At 46.3% G+C, this 16,244-nt stretch carries 16 protein-coding genes and 1 other RNA gene; 4 read left to right on the top strand and 13 right to left on the bottom strand.

Features of this window, described 5'->3' with window-relative positions:
• Positions 1-14: 14 nt before the first annotated feature.
• From mraY to rsmI, 8 genes are all read right to left on the bottom strand, one after another.
• On the bottom strand, positions 15-1,097 hold the full coding sequence (mraY, locus tag BIW15_RS12735; RefSeq protein WP_005458164.1) for a phospho-N-acetylmuramoyl-pentapeptide-transferase: 1,083 nt from the start codon (positions 1,095-1,097) through the stop codon (positions 15-17).
• Positions 1,097-2,461: a UDP-N-acetylmuramoyl-tripeptide--D-alanyl-D-alanine ligase gene (gene murF / locus BIW15_RS12730; protein ID WP_077281129.1), complete on the bottom strand. Its 1,365-nt coding sequence runs from the start codon at positions 2,459-2,461 to the stop codon at positions 1,097-1,099. Before murF ends, mraY begins: the two co-directional genes overlap by 1 nt.
• Complete coding sequence (murE, locus tag BIW15_RS12725) at positions 2,458-3,939, bottom strand: UDP-N-acetylmuramoyl-L-alanyl-D-glutamate--2,6-diaminopimelate ligase (RefSeq protein ID WP_077281128.1); 1,482 nt, start codon at positions 3,937-3,939, stop codon at positions 2,458-2,460. The genes murF and murE overlap by 4 nt, the downstream gene beginning before the upstream one ends.
• Positions 3,940-3,999: 60 nt before the next feature.
• Complete coding sequence (locus tag BIW15_RS12720; protein WP_020904234.1) at positions 4,000-5,793, bottom strand: penicillin-binding transpeptidase domain-containing protein; 1,794 nt, start codon at positions 5,791-5,793, stop codon at positions 4,000-4,002.
• Complete coding sequence (ftsL, locus tag BIW15_RS12715; RefSeq protein WP_005458197.1) at positions 5,790-6,107, bottom strand: cell division protein FtsL; 318 nt, start codon at positions 6,105-6,107, stop codon at positions 5,790-5,792. The genes BIW15_RS12720 and ftsL overlap by 4 nt, the downstream gene beginning before the upstream one ends.
• 5 nt (positions 6,108-6,112) lie before the next feature.
• Positions 6,113-7,063, bottom strand: coding sequence for a 16S rRNA (cytosine(1402)-N(4))-methyltransferase RsmH (gene rsmH / locus BIW15_RS12710; protein ID WP_020904235.1), 951 nt, complete (start codon positions 7,061-7,063; stop codon positions 6,113-6,115).
• 175 nt (positions 7,064-7,238) lie between these two features.
• Positions 7,239-7,668: RNase P RNA component class A (gene rnpB / locus BIW15_RS12700), an RNA gene on the bottom strand.
• Positions 7,669-7,834: 166 nt separating this feature from the next.
• Complete coding sequence (rsmI, locus tag BIW15_RS12695) at positions 7,835-8,698, bottom strand: 16S rRNA (cytidine(1402)-2'-O)-methyltransferase (protein WP_005497083.1); 864 nt, start codon at positions 8,696-8,698, stop codon at positions 7,835-7,837.
• A gap of 68 nt (positions 8,699-8,766) precedes the next feature.
• Here rsmI and BIW15_RS12690 point away from each other — a divergent pair, with 68 nt between their 5' ends.
• Genes BIW15_RS12690 through BIW15_RS12675 form a run of 4 tightly spaced genes read left to right on the top strand, consistent with a single transcriptional unit; the run spans position 8,767 to position 12,210 of the window.
• Positions 8,767-10,578, top strand: a complete 1,812-nt coding sequence (locus tag BIW15_RS12690; RefSeq protein ID WP_005497074.1) for a penicillin-binding protein activator — start codon at positions 8,767-8,769, stop codon at positions 10,576-10,578.
• Complete coding sequence (locus BIW15_RS12685) at positions 10,565-10,930, top strand: YraN family protein (RefSeq protein ID WP_020904236.1); 366 nt, start codon at positions 10,565-10,567, stop codon at positions 10,928-10,930. Before BIW15_RS12690 ends, BIW15_RS12685 begins: the two co-directional genes overlap by 14 nt.
• Before the next feature lie 3 nt (positions 10,931-10,933).
• The gene (locus tag BIW15_RS12680; protein ID WP_005458175.1) at positions 10,934-11,524 is read left to right on the top strand and encodes a phosphoheptose isomerase; all 591 of its coding nucleotides are present in this window, start codon (positions 10,934-10,936) and stop codon (positions 11,522-11,524) included.
• 20 nt (positions 11,525-11,544) lie between these two features.
• Entirely contained in the window at positions 11,545-12,210 is a 666-nt protein-coding gene (locus BIW15_RS12675; RefSeq protein ID WP_031776560.1) for a BON domain-containing protein, read from the top strand.
• A gap of 60 nt (positions 12,211-12,270) precedes the next feature.
• Here BIW15_RS12675 and sspB read toward each other — a convergent pair whose 3' ends face one another.
• The 5 genes from sspB to petA form a co-directional block, all read right to left on the bottom strand.
• Positions 12,271-12,753 carry a ClpXP protease specificity-enhancing factor gene (gene sspB / locus BIW15_RS12670; protein ID WP_005458208.1) on the bottom strand — a complete coding sequence of 161 codons (483 nt, stop codon included), beginning with the start codon at positions 12,751-12,753 and terminating at the stop codon, positions 12,271-12,273.
• Between the two features lie 16 nt (positions 12,754-12,769).
• Entirely contained in the window at positions 12,770-13,405 is a 636-nt protein-coding gene (sspA, locus tag BIW15_RS12665; protein WP_005458199.1) for a stringent starvation protein SspA, read from the bottom strand.
• Positions 13,406-13,501: 96 nt separating this feature from the next.
• Positions 13,502-14,239, bottom strand: a complete 738-nt coding sequence (locus tag BIW15_RS12660) for a cytochrome c1 (protein ID WP_005479715.1) — start codon at positions 14,237-14,239, stop codon at positions 13,502-13,504.
• A complete protein-coding gene (locus tag BIW15_RS12655) occupies positions 14,236-15,501 on the bottom strand; it encodes a cytochrome bc complex cytochrome b subunit (RefSeq protein WP_005479717.1) in 1,266 nt (421 codons plus the stop codon). The genes BIW15_RS12660 and BIW15_RS12655 overlap by 4 nt, the downstream gene beginning before the upstream one ends.
• Positions 15,501-16,091: a ubiquinol-cytochrome c reductase iron-sulfur subunit gene (petA, locus tag BIW15_RS12650; RefSeq protein WP_005479718.1), complete on the bottom strand. Its 591-nt coding sequence runs from the start codon at positions 16,089-16,091 to the stop codon at positions 15,501-15,503. The genes BIW15_RS12655 and petA overlap by 1 nt, the downstream gene beginning before the upstream one ends.
• Between the last annotated feature and the right edge of the window lie 153 nt (positions 16,092-16,244).

Below are 16,244 nucleotides of genomic sequence, written 5' to 3'. Positions count from 1 at the left end.
CTTGGAAAGTGCGTTTAACGCACTTTCAATGTCGCAAGACCAATCAGAACAAGAACCATAGAAATTATCCAGAATCGCACGATTACACGAGGTTCTGGCCAACCTTTTAATTCGTAGTGATGATGAATTGGTGCCATGCGGAAAATGCGTTGACCGCGCAGCTTGTATGAACCGACTTGGAGGATTACAGACAGTGTTTCCATAACAAACACACCGCCCATGATAACCAGCACCAATTCTTGACGAACCAAAACAGCGATAGTGCCTAGTGCACCACCTAGCGCAAGAGAGCCTACGTCACCCATAAATACTTGTGCTGGATAGGTGTTGAACCATAAGAACCCAAGACCCGCGCCCACAATCGCCGTACATACCACAACAAGCTCAGAGGCGTGTGGTAGATATGGGATGTGCAGATATTCAGAAAAGTTAACGTTACCAGTAGCCCAAGCGATAACGGCAAAGCCTGCAGCAACCAGTACCGTCGGCATGATAGCCAAACCATCTAAGCCATCAGTGAGGTTTACCGCATTACTGGTGCCAACAATAACGAAGTAAGTCAGAATGATGTACATCAGACCAAGCTGTGGCATCACGTCTTTAAAAAATGGCACGACAAGCTGCGTCGCTGCTGTGTCTTTACCATAAGCGTATAGAGCAAATGCCACAACAAATGCGATCAAAGACTGCCAGAAATACTTCCAACGCGCGATCAAACCATCGGTGTTTTTACGCACCACTTTACGATAATCATCGACAAAGCCAACGGCGCCATAACCTAGCAACACCGTCAGTACCGCCCAAACATAAGGGTTGGATAAATCAGTCCACAATAGAATCGTGATCGAAATAGCCGCCAAAATCATGATACCGCCCATAGTAGGAGTACCACGCTTGCTAAAGTGAGACTCAGGGCCTTCGTTACGCACGACCTGACCAATTTGAAGCATTTGCAAACGCTTGATCATGATAGGTCCCATCCAAAGAGAAAGACCTAGGGCAGTAAGTACACTGAGAATTGCTCGAAAAGACAGGTATTCAAACAATCGGAAAAAAGACAGGTATGGCTGTAGCAGCTCGGCAAGCCAAATAATCATTAAAAATACTCCTTCAAAGCAGCAGCGACTTCAAACATACGTGCACCGTTCGCGCCTTTAACCAAAATAGTGTGTTGGTCAGAAACGGTTTGGTCTAGATGCTGCTTGATGTAGTCAATCATCTCTTGATGTGTCTCAAAGTGAATGCCATGGCAAAGCTCGCTAATGATCTTTGCGTCTGCACCATATGTGAGAACATGTTCAAATTTTTGTGGGGCAGCATGTTCCCCGACTTGACGGTGAAGTGCAAGACTTTCCTCACCCAATTCCGCCATATTGCCTAAAATCAACCAGCGCTGACCGTGAAACGCCCCAAGCAAATCAACCGCCGCTTTCATCGCAGGTACGCTTGCATTGTAGCTGTCATCGATCAACTTGATCGTCGAGCTGAGTTGATCTACATCCACTCGGCCTTTTACTTTGTTAAGGTTTAAAAGACCAAACTGAATCTCTTCAACGGTTGCCCCCATGTGTAGCGCAATGATTGAGGCCGCAATGGCATTTGCAACGTTATGTTGACCAATAATACCAAGTGACAGTTCAATTTCTCGCGAATCTGATGAAATATGCAAAGTAAAGCTCGCTTTACCTTCCTCATTCATTGTCACGTTCGATGCGTAAAAGTCCGCTTGCGAATTATTATGCGAGAAAGTGATCACTTTTTTATCTGCAAGAACCGATTGCCACAGCGCGTCACCGTTACTATCGAGATTGACGATGGCAATGCCACCAGCCTGTAACCCTTGATAGATTTCACCTTTGGCTTGCTTTACACCCTCAATAGAACCAAAGCCTTCCAAATGCGCCGCCGCAACATTGTTTACCAGCGCGATATCCGGTTTCACAAGCTGCGTAGTGTAAGCAATTTCACCAATATGGTTTGCGCCTAGCTCAATCACCGCGTAATCGTCATCTTGCTGAGAACGCAGCAAGGTCAGCGGAACACCAATATCATTATTGAAGTTCCCTGCCGTGAACAACACGTTGCCTTTTTGCTGAAGAATGCTGGCAACCATCTCTTTCACCGTGGTCTTTCCACAGCTGCCAGTTATCGAAACGGTAGGCGTTTGGCAAGAATGATGCACCCAAGAAGCTAACTCGCCCAGTGCGATTTTGGTATCCGATACCACGACTTGCGGCGCATTCACATCAAGACGCTTTTCAACCAATAAGGCACCAGCCCCCGCTTCAAATGCTTGCTGACAAAAATTATGAGCATCGAATCGTTCACCGACAAGCGCAACAAACAGCGCACCATTGTCGATCGTTCGCGTGTCAGTGGACACTGCGTCGATAGTCAGATCGTTACCGAATAACGCTCCGCCAGTGATTTCTGCAATTTGAGATAAAGTAACCTTGATCATGAGGACAATCCTAAAAGCTGCATTGCGGATTCGCGGTCGGAATAATGAATCGTTTCGCCATTACGAATTTGGTAGTCTTCGTGGCCCTTACCTGCCAGCAAGATAATGTCTTGAGGCGCAGCGTTTTCTAACGCGTAAGAAAGCGCTTTAAAGCGATCATGCTGGACAATCGCTTCTGCTGGTTTGGATAGGCCAGCAAGCATATCTTTGACGATGAATACAGGGTCTTCACTGCGCGGGTTATCATCGGTCAAGACGACTTTGTCACCCAAACGCTCAGCGATTTCTGCCATCATCGGACGCTTACCCGCATCGCGATCGCCACCACAACCGAAAATAGCCCAAAGCTGTCCGTCACAATGCACGCGCAGTGCTTGTAATGCTTTTTCAAGCGCATCAGGCGTGTGAGCGTAATCGACCACAACTTTGGCGCGATGCTCAGCTTGGAATAGCTCCATTCGGCCTAACACCGGCTGCAATTGAGCAGCCGTCGCTAGCAAATCGCTCTTATCAAAACCAAGGCTCAATAAGGTCGCAAATGCCAGCATTAAGTTGGCTGCGTTGAATTCACCAATCAACGGCGCATGCAGCGTACCTTCGCCAAACTGACCATCAAAACGAATCGTAATACCGGATTCAGCATAAGCCACTTGGCTCGCCCACAGCGCGTGTTCAAACTCAGTTGTAGGAGCAAGAGAAACGGCAATCGCATTGGTCAGTTGTTTCGTCCACGCAGCGCCAACTTCGTCATCAACATTGATGATTGCTTGATCACATTGATGCTGGGTAAACAGCGTTAGTTTGGCGTTGGCGTACTCTTCCATCGTACCGTGATAATCAAGATGGTCTCGGCTCAAGTTGGTAAATACGCCAGCAGCAAAGGAAAGGGATTTAACGCGGCCTTGGATCAAGCCATGAGAAGACACTTCTAACGCCGTATATTGCGCTTGTTGTTCGGCCAAAGAAGCCAGCGTATGCTGGATTTCCACCGCGTTTCCTGTGGTGTTCGCCGCTTCTTTTAAATCATCTAAGAAACCATTACCTGTGGTGCCCATCACTGCTGCTTTTGAGCCAACTAATCCAATCCACTGCGCGATAAGCTGGGTGATGGTAGTTTTACCGTTTGTACCTGTCACACCAATCAACTTCATATCAGGATAGGTGTACAACTGGCCGGCAATTTCAGATAAACATTTATCAAGCGCATCGAGATAAACCACCGGAATATCATCGATGATGTCAATTGTGCCATGCGCTTTCACATCACAAGCCTGGGCAATCACCGCATTGGCGCCTTTTTCAATCGCAGAGGCAATGAACTTACGTCCGTCTACCGCATGGCCGACAAGAGCGACAAAAGTTGTACCTGGTTGAACTTTGCGACTATCAAGTTCTAGTTCTGAAACGAGAACGGACGCCAAACTAGGGCAATCCACCCAAGGGGAAAGCAGCGCGTCCATACTGATGGCTTTAGTCATAATTGTTCTCCGAGCTTTGGCTCAGGTTTTCTTAAAGTGCTTTGCAGCAGGCTACATCGCCTACTGCTGGAATTTGTTTTCATCAGGTGCGACGTTCAGGATTTGCAGTGCACCTTTCATAATTTCAGAAAAGACAGGAGACGCGACCGAACCACCATAGTAATCATCACCTTGCGGCTCATTCACAATCACCACCAACGCAATTCGTGGGTCGCTCACAGGTGCTAGACCTGCGGTATAAGTGATGTATTCATCACTATAGCCACCCGCCGATGCTTTTCGAGACGTACCCGTTTTAGCACCGACTCGATACCCCGGAACGGCTGCACGACGAGCCGAACCGCCTTTTTGAGTTACGGTCTCAAGCATATCAAGCACAAGACGCGCATTTTCCTTGCTTACTACCTGACGTGACATATCACGGTCATTACTCTCGATAATATGAATCGGCTCGTACTTGCCAAGGTTCCCTAACGTTGCATACGCATGTGCAAGCTGAATCGGCGTGATAGACAGACCATAACCAAACGCAATGGTTGCACGTTCAATGGGAGACCAACGCGTTCGAGTTGGGAAGATACCAGTCACTTCGCCAACTAAGTTCAAACCAGAAAGTTCCCCAAAACCCACCGAACTGTACAAGCCAAGCAGCGCCTCAACAGGCATTTGCATCGCAAGTTTGGTCACACCGATATTACTCGATTTTTTCAGAATCATAGACAGACTAGCTTTGCCTACCCACGAAACGTCCCTGACTCGGCTACCGCCCAATCGAAGCACGCCATTACCGGTATCAACGATAGTATCTTTATCCGCCACTCCATTTTCTAAGGCGGCTAAAATAACGAAAGGCTTAATGGTCGAGCCGGGCTCCATTGAGTCCGTGATCACACGGTTACGCATCTTATAACTTTGCCAATCCGTGCGGTTATTTGGGTTGTATGACGGAGCATTAACCATCGCCAAAACGGCACCCGTTTTTACATCCAGCATCACCACGGAGCCAGAAGTTGCACGGTGATCAGCAACCGCCTGTTTGATGGCACGGTAAGCGATAGCCTGCAAACGCTGATCAATGGTCAGCTGCAACGACTTGCCTTCTTGTTTGTCTTGCCAAGCGATGTTTTCAACGACACGGCCATAGCGGTCTTTACGAATGGTCTTTTTACCTTCTTCACCGGTTAGCCATTCATCGTAACTGCGCTCAACCCCCTCTAGGCCATGACCGTCAATGCCTGTCACACCGACAAGGTGCGCACTGACTTCGCCAGCCGGGTAATAACGACGAGACTCCGACTTAAGACCAATACCTGGTAGCTTCAGTTCACGAATGTAGTTTGCCATTGCTGGGCTCACCTGACGCTGCAGGTAAATAAAGCGACGCTTTTCGTTGCGCTTGATTTTGTCAATCAGGCCTTGGCGCTCCACACCTAACACATCTGCTAAGGCATACCAGTTTTGTTTCTGACTTAGCGCATTTTCTTTAAAAATGGTGGCTGGATCCGCCCAAACCGCTTCAACAGGCACACTCACCGCTAAAGGTTCACCATTGCGATCAGAAATAATGCCTCGTGCAGACGGGATAGACTTAACACGAATCGAACGTAGATCGCCCTGCTTAATGAGATTGTCCGGCTCGATGATTTGAATATAGGCCACACGAGCGACAAGAAGCGCAAAGGCGCAGAAAACAAAAAACAGCAATAAATGGAAGCGCCAGCGAATCAAAAATGATGGCTCTACTTCTACTTTCGCTGTTTTCGGTGCGGTTTTGGTGTCGTTTACTGCGGCTTTGGGTTTCGCAGAAGACTTACGCTTATTTCCTTGTTTAGCGTTGGTTTTCTTTCTTATCATTTTAGCGTGATAACCACTTCTTTATCGCCGTCAGGTCGTTTCATTTCAAGATCCTTTTTCGCAAGATCTTGCACTCGACTGTGTTCTGCTAAGGCGGTTTCTTCCAACATCAGGTTGCGCCATTCGCTATCTAATCGCTCGCGCTCAACCAGAGTGTGATCTTTTTCAGTGATCGCTTGACGCGCATGGTGGGTAGCAAATACCACTCCCATTGCTGATGCCATGATCAATAGCAACAATAGTAATGACCAGCGACCAACGGTAATTAAATCCGTGGCGATCAACTTAGCAAGGTTGGGAGTGGGTTTCGTCATAATAATTAAAGCTTTTCAGCAATTCTTAGCACAGAACTGCGCGAACGAGGGTTCATGTCAATTTCTTGTTTGCTCGGTTTTATCGCTTTGCCAACAGTTTTCATGTTTGCGCTGCCAAGCTCTTTGATTTGCGCTTCCGTCAAAGGAATCCCATGTGGAACCTCAGGACCTTTACTTTCTTTGCGGATAAAGCGTTTTACCATGCGGTCTTCCAACGAATGGAAACTGATGACAGATAAACGACCTTCAGGAGCTAAAATACGAGCCGCGCCTTTCAGTGCAGTATCAATTTCTTCTAGCTCACTGTTGATGTAAATACGGAACGCTTGGAAAGCACGCGTCGCTGGGTGCTTTTTCTCTTTAAAACTTTTTGGTGCAGCTTCAGAGATCAGTTTTGCCAACTGACCAGTACGAATCATTGGCTCGTTCTCTTCGTTTTCACGGTATTCCACAATCGCACGAGCAATACGACGAGCGTGTTTGTCTTCACCGAATTCACGAATCACCCAAGTGATATCATCCAGATCCGCTTCCATCAACCATTGAGAAACCGGGATGCCTGACGTTGGGTCCATGCGCATATCTAGCGGGCCATCTTTCATAAAGCTGAAACCACGCTCTGCGTCATCCAGCTGAGGCGAAGACACACCAAGATCCAATAACACACCGTCTACTTTACCAACTAGGTCATACTCTTCTGCGTATTGAGCCATGCCAGAAAACGGGCCATGAATAATGGTAAAACGAGGGTCGTCAATTTTGCCTGCTTCCGCAATCGCTTGAGGGTCACGGTCAATACTGTACAGTCGGCCATTTGGGCCAAGTTTGGATAAAATTGTACGGCTGTGACCGCCTCGGCCAAATGTTCCATCAATGTAGATACCATCTGGTTTGATAGCCAAGCCATCAATGGATTCATTTAATAACACGGAAATATGTTGGAAGGTTTCGGTCATAGCTTTCTCGTTGAATGATCTTGAAGCGATTCTTTAGTGTACTGATTTCCTACATCATCGCCACCACAAGTCTAAAGTTAGACGTGATTTACGCCAAGTTTATTGGTAATGACATAGTTTGCGTCAATTAAATGCAAAAAACCCATCGCTACCGAAGTAGAGATGGGTCTCGAATAGGTGGAGCCGACACATAAGCCGGGTTCTGTTCCGCTTGCGCGGCGGTAGCCATTCGTCTAGGCCAGCAATCACTCACTGGCTCGAGCAACCTACCCGCCTCCTTACGCGAGCAACGCAATGTGGAGGCCTATTTGGTCTTGCTTCAGGTGGAGTTTACCCTGCTACGAACTATTACTAGTCGTCCGGTGCGCTCTTACCGCACCCTTTCACCCTTACCTGTTCCCTTACGGGCCATCGGCGGTCTTCTCTCTGCTGCACTTGTCGTAGGCTTGCGCCCCCCAGGCGTTACCTGGCACCTTGCTCTATGAAGCCCGGACTTTCCTCCCCTTTGTCAGTCTCCCGAAGGACGTCAACGTCAGTTTCCCGAAGGACCTCAACGTCAGTCTCCCGAAGGACATCAACAAAGCAGCGACTACCCAGTCAGCTCCGAGGGCGGATTGTATAGAGTTCTCACTTCAGAGTCTAGTTAGATCACAGATATGATGAAATGAATGCACCGAGTGATGAGTTTTTAGTCAAAACGCAAAAGGTAAACAATAAAAAAGGGTCGATGCTTTCACATCAACCCTTTGCAATATTCAATCTAAACAGCCCTTAATCTAAGTTTTCTAAACCCCATTTGTATAGAGCGTTCTTCTTCAGATTGTGGATTTCTGCCACCAACGCTGCCGCTTTCTTCAAAGGCAGTTCTTTCGTCAGAATACCCAAAGTACGCAAAGCCTCATCGGGCAATGCCTCATCCGATGTTTCACGATGACCATGGATCAAAAGCACCATTTCACCACGTTGCTGGTTATCGTCACTTTTCACCCACTCAATGAGTTCACCCAAAGGCATGCCTTGGATGGTTTCAAATGTTTTAGTGAGTTCTCTTGCTAGAACGACTTCTCGCTCAGGGCCAAGAACGTCTAACATATCTTGTAACGAATCTAAAATTCGGTGTGGTGACTCGTAAAAAATGCATGTGCGCTCTACCGATGCAATCTCTAAGAATTTATCTTTACGACCTTTACTTTTGGGCGGTAGAAAGCCTTCAAAACTAAAGCGATCTGACGGCAATCCCGACGCGCTTAACGCAGTGATAACTGCACACGCACCAGGAAGAGGCACAACTCTTACGCCCGCTTGACGACATTTTGTCACCAGATGGTATCCTGGATCGCTGATTAGTGGTGTACCAGCGTCAGACACTAAGGCGATAGACTGACCTGACAATAGCTTTTCGACCAAAACCTGTGCTTTTTGTTGCTCATTGTGATCATGCAACGCAAAAGTTTTGGTTTGGATATTGAAGTGAGACAGTAATTTACCCGTATGTCGGGTATCCTCTGCTGCGATGATGTCCACGTTCGACAGAACTTCGATAGCACGTTGTGTGATATCCGCTAAATTTCCGATTGGAGTCGGTACGATGTAGAGAGTTGGCCCCTCATTCGGCAACTTATTTTTATCTGTCATTTGTTTACCATCACTTCAACGATTAATATAGAGACAATTTTGTACAAAATTATAGAGAACTCACGGCAATGATTAACCATAAGAGACTCAGTGTACCACGCATACTCACTCCTGTTGCACTAGCAATTACGCTCGCCGCCTGTTCTTCAGGCCCGAGACAGCCTGATGGCGTAGATGTCACACTTGAGCCTACCCAGTCGGTACAGAACTACATGATTCAAGCTGATAGCACGGAAGGCAGCTTACAAAACGACTGGTTGATCATGGCAACCAAAGCCGCAATCCAAGCGAACCAATTGGATCAAGCAGACCTTCTGATAAAACGTCTGGCTCGCCAACAATTGACAGAAGTTCAACAGGCGGAGTGGCAACTGGCGCGTGCGACCATACAGCAAAAGCAAGGCGATTACTCTCAGTTGTTGCAACTTCTCAACTTTAAGCCTTGGTGGAAACTACCAAATGAGCAGTGGAAAGATTACTACTCTCTACGTGCCGACGCTTACCAAAGCCTAAATCAGCCGTTTGAAGCCAACCGCCAACTGGTAGCGTTTAGTCAATACGCGTCATCAGCAGAGCAACGCGAAATCTCAAGCCGAATTTGGATGAACTTTGGCAGTTACTCTGAATATGAACTGACTTCGCTACAAACTGAACCCAGCGAAGACGTGTTAGACGGATGGTTGCAATTAGCAGTTTACGCAAAAACGCTCTCCGGCAATCTGTCTCAGTTAAAAAATACCCTTGAGCGTTGGTTGAACGAGAACCCGTCACACCCAGCGGCAATCTATACACCAGAAGAAATTCAAAACATTCTGTCACTTGATATCGTAAAACCAAATAACACAGCATTGTTGTTACCATTAACAGGTAAGTTTGCGCCTCAGGCACAATTGATCCGCGATGGTTTTGTGTTCGCGATGATGAATGATAGAAACCGCGATCCAAGCGCAACGCTTACCGTCATTGATACGAATGCGTACAGCGCTGATGAAGTGAAACAACGTCTTATCAACGAAAACATCGATTTTGTTGTCGGCCCGCTGCAAAAAGAAAATGTTGAACTATTGCAAACCACAATGGATGGTTCAGCAAACAGTCCAGCCATTCCCGCACTGGCGTTGAATATTCCTGAAGATGTTCAGCCAGGTACCGACATTTGCTACCTAGCGTTGTCACCAGAGCAAGAAGTGGCTCAAGCTGCAAAATACTTGTTTAGCGAAGGCTATAACTTCCCGCTGATCCTAGCGCCAAAAGGCAGCTACGGTGAGCGTGTTGTGCAAGCTTTCAATGAAGAATGGAGCAAGTACAGCTCAAACAAAGTCGCAACAAGCTACTTTGGTGATAAGCGCCAGCTACAAAAAGACATTAACGACGTCTTTGGATTACAAGAGAGCAAACAGCGTATCGCACAGATGCAATCGCTCATGCGCATTAAGTTGGAAACACAGCCACGCAGTCGTCGTGATGTGGACGCAGTTTACATTGTCGCTCGTAGCTCTGAACTAACACTTATCAAACCATTCATTGAGGTCGCAATTAACCCAGATGCGAAGCCACCAAAACTGTTCTCGAACTCTCGTAGCAACAGCGGTGGTGCGACGTACGAAGACTTAACAGGCATTATCTACAGTGACATTCCGCTGTTAGTAAACCCAGACCCAATCGTGACCGCTGAAATGAATGAGCTATGGGCAGATCAATCCAACATGGAAAAACGCTTAAAAGCTCTAGGGATGGATGCCTACAAACTGATCGGTGAATTGCCACAAATGAAAGTGGTACCAGGTTACTCAGTAAGCGGCCAAACTGGTACGTTAAGCATTGACAACAACTGTGTTGTACAACGCGAATTGAGCTGGGCTGAGCGTGGGGCTCTTTAGTAAGCGTCAAATAGGTAATCAGTACGAGACCCTGGCGAAGCAGTATCTGCAGCGTCAGGGTTTGCGTTTTTTAGATCAAAATTATCTGACAAAGTTCGGCGAAATTGATTTAATCTTCCAACAAGGTGAAACTATCGTCTTTGTTGAAGTCAAATATCGTAAGAACGATCATTTTGGCTCAGCGGCAGAAATGGTCACAAACGCTAAAATGCGCAAACTGATCAAAACAGCACAAGTTTGGCTCAGCCAACAACGCACAATGAACACCATAGATTATCGGTTCGATGTCATCGCCATTCATGACAGTGGTCGCGACATCAACTGGATACAAAATGCAATATCTGAAGGATAAGCGATGCTAGACAGCATTAAAGATAGCTTTACAGAAAGTATTCAAATTCAAATCGCAGCCGCAGAAGCTCTGCCTGATGCGATCACGCACGCCGCTCAAGCCATGGTTTCGAGCTTGCTGAATGGCAACAAAATTCTTTGCTGCGGCAACGGTGGCAGCGCCTCAAATGCACAACAGTTTGTTTCTTGTCTTTTAAATCGCTTTGAGACCGAGCGCCCTAGCCTTCCCGCTATGGCGCTGACTGCGGACAACACCACACTAACGGCAGTTGCAAACGACTACCACTATCAAGAGATTTTCTCTAAGCAAGTTCGTGCATTTGGCCAACCAGGCGATATTCTTCTGGCGCTTTCTACCAGTGGCAACAGCAAAAACATCATCAAAGCGATGGAAGCCGCCGTAACTCGCGACATGACCATTATCGCCCTAACAGGTAAAGATGGTGGTGAGATGGCAGGATTGCTGGGCGAAAACGATGTAGAAATTCGTATTCCATCCCATCGCACGGCTCGCATTCACGAAGTGCATATGGTCACTCTTCACTGCTTATGCGATTTGATTGACCAAGTACTTTTCCCTGCTCACGAAGAATAACAGATTTGAGAATCAGCATTATGATACGTAGCCTTATCATTTTATGTACCATCTTAAGCTTGAGCGGATGTGCGGGACTGTTCATTGCTGGAGCTGCCACCACGGCAAATATTGTGACAGATACTCGCACCACGAAGCAGATCTGGCAAGACAACAATATTGAATTTGAAGTCGCAGCGATCGGTAATAAAGAACCGTTTAAAGGGCATGTTCGAGTTGTTGCGAGCTCGTACAATGGTACGGTTGTTTTAATGGGCCAAGCTCCAACTCAAGATTTGATTAATCAAATTGAGCAACGAGCTAGAGCTATTGATGGCGTCAAAACCATTCATAATCAAATTAAGGCTAAAGAGCCATTGAGCGTGACGCAAATCAGCAACGACAGCTGGATCACAACCAAGGTAAAATCGGCTCTATTAACCGACTCGGACCTCAATGGCGTTAAAGTCAAAGTCATTACAGAGGATGGTGACGTATTTTTGTTTGGCTATGTAACCGCTCAGCAAGGTGAACGCGCGACGGAGATTTCGCGGAATATCTCTGGCGTAAAACAGGTGATCAAAGGGTTCCAATACGGAGACGCAGAACCAGTTAAAGTCGATTTACCTAGCGACGGTGTGACAACACAGACACAGACACAAGATGATACTGATCCAGATGTCGAGACGTTTACCATCAGTGACTAAACGATATTGAAAAACTTGAAACCGAAGTATAAAAAAAGCAGCGTTAACGCTGCTTTTTATTTACTTAATCACTCTTAAGCTTGGTCGACCTTTAGGACGAGGAGCTTCTTCCTCTTGGGATTCTGCACCAATCTCCTCAGAAGTTTCTTCCGTCACCGCCTTAAAAGATGGTGACAAATCTTCTTCTTCAATCGTTTCTTCTTCGATGTGCGTGTACGCTTCTTCTGGTTCAAACATTGTTCCAGCACCGTTTTCACGAGCATAAATCGCTTGAACTGCATACACTGGCACGATCACTGAGTGTGGTCGGCCACTAAAACGAGCATGGAAGGTAATCGCATCATTACCCAACTCTAAGTTACCAACGGCACGAGGAGCAATATTCAAGATAATCTGACCATCTTGAACAAACTCAACAGGCACACGCACACCCGGCATAGTTGCATCAACAACCAAGTGGGGAGTTAAGTCATTGTCTACTAGCCAATCGTAAAATGCGCGAAGCATATACGGACGGCGAGCAGTCATTTTTGCAATATCCATAACGTCTCTAAATCGCTTAGCGAACTAGACGCATTTCACGTTCAGCTTCAGTTAAAGAAGCAAGGAATGAATCACGCTCAAATACGCGGTTCATGTATACCTTGATTTCTTTTGAGCCTGGGCCAACTAGGTCAATACCAAGTTGAGGTAGGCGCCACAATAGTGGAGCTAGGTAACAATCGATTAGGCTGAATTCTTCACTCATGAAGTATTCGTATTCAGCAAAAATTGGCGCTAGAGTCAGTAGATCGTTACGAAGTTTCGTACGCGCTTTTTCTGACTCTTCTGCATTACCTTTAACAATTTTTTCAGCTAGTGAGTACCAGTTACGTTCAATACGGTACATCATCAAACGGCTGTTACCACGAGCAACTGGGTAAACCGGCATTAGAGGTGGATGAGGGAAACGCTCGTCCAAGTACTCCATGATGATTTTTGAATCGTAAAGAGCTAGCTCACGGTCAACAAGAGTTGGCACTGATTTATATGGGTTTAGCTCAACAAGCTCAGCAGGAAGATTAGCTTCATCAACAAGCTCAACTTCAACACTTACGCCTTTTTCAGCTAGTACGATGCGAACCTGATGGCTATACAAATCTGATGCACTTGAGAAAAGAGTCATCACAGAACGTTTATTGGCAGCTACAGCCATGGAGCCCTCCAGTACACTTACAAATAAAAATAATGGAGGCTAAGCCTCCATTATCCATCAATTAAAATTGGGAATTAGCACGGTATGATAGCACAATTAATGCACATCACGCCAATACTCTTTCTTAAGCATCACGACAACAATCGTTAGTAGAACTAGGAAGCCCATTACCCACCAACCCAAAGCATGACGCTCAAGTTGAACTGGGTCGCCGGCGTAAACCAAGAAGTTCACCAAGTCACCAACCGCTTTGTCATATTCGCCTTCGCTTAATTCGCCAGTACCGTTTGTCTCAGTACCAACAACCACTTTGACTTCTTCACCATCAACCATCTTAGTGCCGTACACTGGCGTTGGAATACCTTGCAGTTCTTCAAGAACGTGCGGCATACCAACACTTGGGAATACGATGTTGTTCACGCCAAATGGACGAGATGGATCAACATAGAAAGAGCGTAAGTATGTATACAACCAATCCGCACCACGCACTCGGGCTACCAAAGTTAGATCCGGTGGTGGAGCACCAAACCAGTTTGCCGCCTGCTTCGGTGGCATAGCATTAACCATGAGGTCACCGATTTTCGCTTCAGGGTTGAAAATCAGATTTTCCTTCATTAGGTCAGCTGGAATATCTAAGTCTGTTGCTACACGCTCATAACGCTGGTATTGCGTAGAGTGACAAGCAAAACAGTAGTTCATGAACAACTTCGCGCCATTTTGTAGCGAAGCTTTATCCGTTAGGTCCACGTTTGCTTTATCAAGCGGAACGTTGGCCCCTGCTGCCATCGCAAGAGATGGCAACATAGCAAATAGAATTACAATCCACTTCTTCATTTGAATGTCACCCTCTCTGGTAATGGTTTGGTTGCTTCATTTTTGCTGTAGAAGAACAGCAGTACAAAGAACATGAAGTAACACAAGCTAAAGATCTGAGATAGTAGTGTGTACGTCGGTGTTGCAGGCAACGCACCTAAAATGCCCAGAGCGATAAAGGCGATAGTGAACTGAACAATATTCAATAGGTGGATTTTGCTACGGTAACGGTATGAACGTACTTTACAGCGATCCAACCAAGGCAGAACAAACAGTACAGCGATAGACGCACCCATTAGGATTACACCCAATAGCTTGTCTGGAACCGCACGCAAGATTGCGTAAAACGGAGTGAAGTACCATACCGGAGCAATGTGTTCAGGCGTCTTCAATGGGTTTGCAGCTTCAAAGTTAGGCGGCTCAAGGAAGTATCCACCCATTTCTGGGTTAAAGAACAACACATAACAGAAGAAGAACAAGAAGCCAGCGACACCAACCAAATCCTTAACCGTGCCATATGGATGGAAAGGAATAGAGTCAATAATGTCGTATTTCTTCGTGTAGTAATCGTGGAACTTGAACTGCGTTTTGTAATCATCGCCCATTGAACCTTTTGGTAACTTAGTTTCGATACCGTCAGGGTTGTTAGAGCCCACTTCGTGCAGTGCCAATACGTGAAGCACGATAAGTAGAAGTAGTACGATAGGCAGCGCAATTACGTGTAGTGCGAAGAAACGGTTCAACGTTGCACCTGAGATGATGTAGTCACCACGAATCCAAAGCGTTAAGTCATCACCGATAACAGGGATTGCACCAAACAGAGAAATGATTACCTGAGCGCCCCAGTATGACATCTGACCCCATGGTAGTAGGTAACCCATGAATGCTTCAGCCATTAGAACTAGGAAGATCAACATACCGAAGATCCACAGTAGTTCACGAGGCTTTTGGTACGAACCGTAGATCAGACCACGGAACATGTGCAGGTATACAACAACGAAAAACGCTGATGCGCCAGTTGAGTGCATGTAACGCAGAAGCCAACCGTACTCAACGTCACGCATGATGTATTCGATAGATGCAAACGCACCTTCACCAGAAGGAACGTAGTTCATCGTTAGCCAAATACCCGTTAGGATTTGGTTGACAAGAACCAGCATCGCCAGAGAACCAAAAAGATACCAAAAGTTGAAGTTCTTCGGCATTGGGTATTCAGATAAATGCTTTTTATAAGCATTCATTGCTGGAATACGCTTTTCTACCCAGTCTAATAGTGCTTGCATTATGCATCCCCCTCATCAACACCCACAATGAGCTTGGTGTCGCTCAAATACATGTGTTTAGGAACGACAAGGTTCAATGGAGCAGGTACCCCTTGGAATACTCGGCCTGCCATATCGAACTTAGAACCATGACAAGGGCAGAAGAAGCCGGACCTTACGCCCTGCACCTGCTCTGAGAAAGAGTCTGGTAGATAAGTAGGTGAACAACCAAGGTGAGTACAGAAACCAACGGCAACAAAGTACTCTTCTTTAATCGAGCGAAACTCATTCTGAGCGTACTCTGGTTGCTGTTCCATTTCAGATTGTGGATCACGAAGCTTATCACTGATCGTTTTTAAGTTATCCAGAACGCTTTGAGTACGGCGAACAATCCATACAGGTTTCCCCTGCCACTCAACACGTACCAGCTGACCTGGTTCAATTTTACTTATATCCACTTCCACCGGTGCACCCGCCGCTTTGGCTTTAGCACTCGGATTCCATGATTTAATAAAAGGCACGGCGACGGCGACTGCCCCTAATCCACCAACAACTGCCGTTGTAGCGGTTAGAAAACGCCTGCGACCGTTATTTAAAGGCGCGTTGCTCATCCAAACATTCTCCCATTTGCTCCCTTTGGATCGTTATTATTCCGCTTATAAGAGCATGGCTAACAAATAATGAATTTAGTTCTAATTATTGGGGAGAAATGATAAAGAAAACCCTACTTTTTGACAAGATAAAGCTACCTTTTTGTAACATTT

The organism is Vibrio sp. SALL6, from assembly GCF_002002385.1.
Lineage (GTDB): Bacteria > Pseudomonadota > Gammaproteobacteria > Enterobacterales > Vibrionaceae > Vibrio > Vibrio parahaemolyticus.
Note: the sequence above shows the minus strand (reverse complement) of the source record. Positions and strands in the feature narration are given on the sequence as shown.

Bases quoted from the DNA above. Each gene is read 5' to 3' on its own strand.
- mraY (WP_005458164.1), bottom strand. From the start codon at position 1,097: ATGATTATTTGGCTTGCCGAGCTGCTACAGCCATACCTGTCTTTTTTC.
- murF (WP_077281129.1), bottom strand. From the start codon at position 2,461: ATGATCAAGGTTACTTTATCTCAAATTGCAGAAATCACTGGCGGAGCG.
- murE (WP_077281128.1), bottom strand. From the start codon at position 3,939: ATGACTAAAGCCATCAGTATGGACGCGCTGCTTTCCCCTTGGGTGGAT.
- BIW15_RS12720 (WP_020904234.1), bottom strand. From the start codon at position 5,793: ATGATAAGAAAGAAAACCAACGCTAAACAAGGAAATAAGCGTAAGTCT.
- ftsL (WP_005458197.1), bottom strand. From the start codon at position 6,107: ATGACGAAACCCACTCCCAACCTTGCTAAGTTGATCGCCACGGATTTA.
- rsmH (WP_020904235.1), bottom strand. From the start codon at position 7,063: ATGACCGAAACCTTCCAACATATTTCCGTGTTATTAAATGAATCCATT.
- rsmI (WP_005497083.1), bottom strand. From the start codon at position 8,698: ATGACAGATAAAAATAAGTTGCCGAATGAGGGGCCAACTCTCTACATC.
- BIW15_RS12690 (WP_005497074.1), top strand. From the start codon at position 8,767: ATGATTAACCATAAGAGACTCAGTGTACCACGCATACTCACTCCTGTT.
- BIW15_RS12680 (WP_005458175.1), top strand. From the start codon at position 10,934: ATGCTAGACAGCATTAAAGATAGCTTTACAGAAAGTATTCAAATTCAA.
- BIW15_RS12675 (WP_031776560.1), top strand. From the start codon at position 11,545: ATGATACGTAGCCTTATCATTTTATGTACCATCTTAAGCTTGAGCGGA.
- sspB (WP_005458208.1), bottom strand. From the start codon at position 12,753: ATGGATATTGCAAAAATGACTGCTCGCCGTCCGTATATGCTTCGCGCA.
- sspA (WP_005458199.1), bottom strand. From the start codon at position 13,405: ATGGCTGTAGCTGCCAATAAACGTTCTGTGATGACTCTTTTCTCAAGT.
- BIW15_RS12660 (WP_005479715.1), bottom strand. From the start codon at position 14,239: ATGAAGAAGTGGATTGTAATTCTATTTGCTATGTTGCCATCTCTTGCG.
- BIW15_RS12655 (WP_005479717.1), bottom strand. From the start codon at position 15,501: ATGCAAGCACTATTAGACTGGGTAGAAAAGCGTATTCCAGCAATGAAT.
- petA (WP_005479718.1), bottom strand. From the start codon at position 16,091: ATGAGCAACGCGCCTTTAAATAACGGTCGCAGGCGTTTTCTAACCGCT.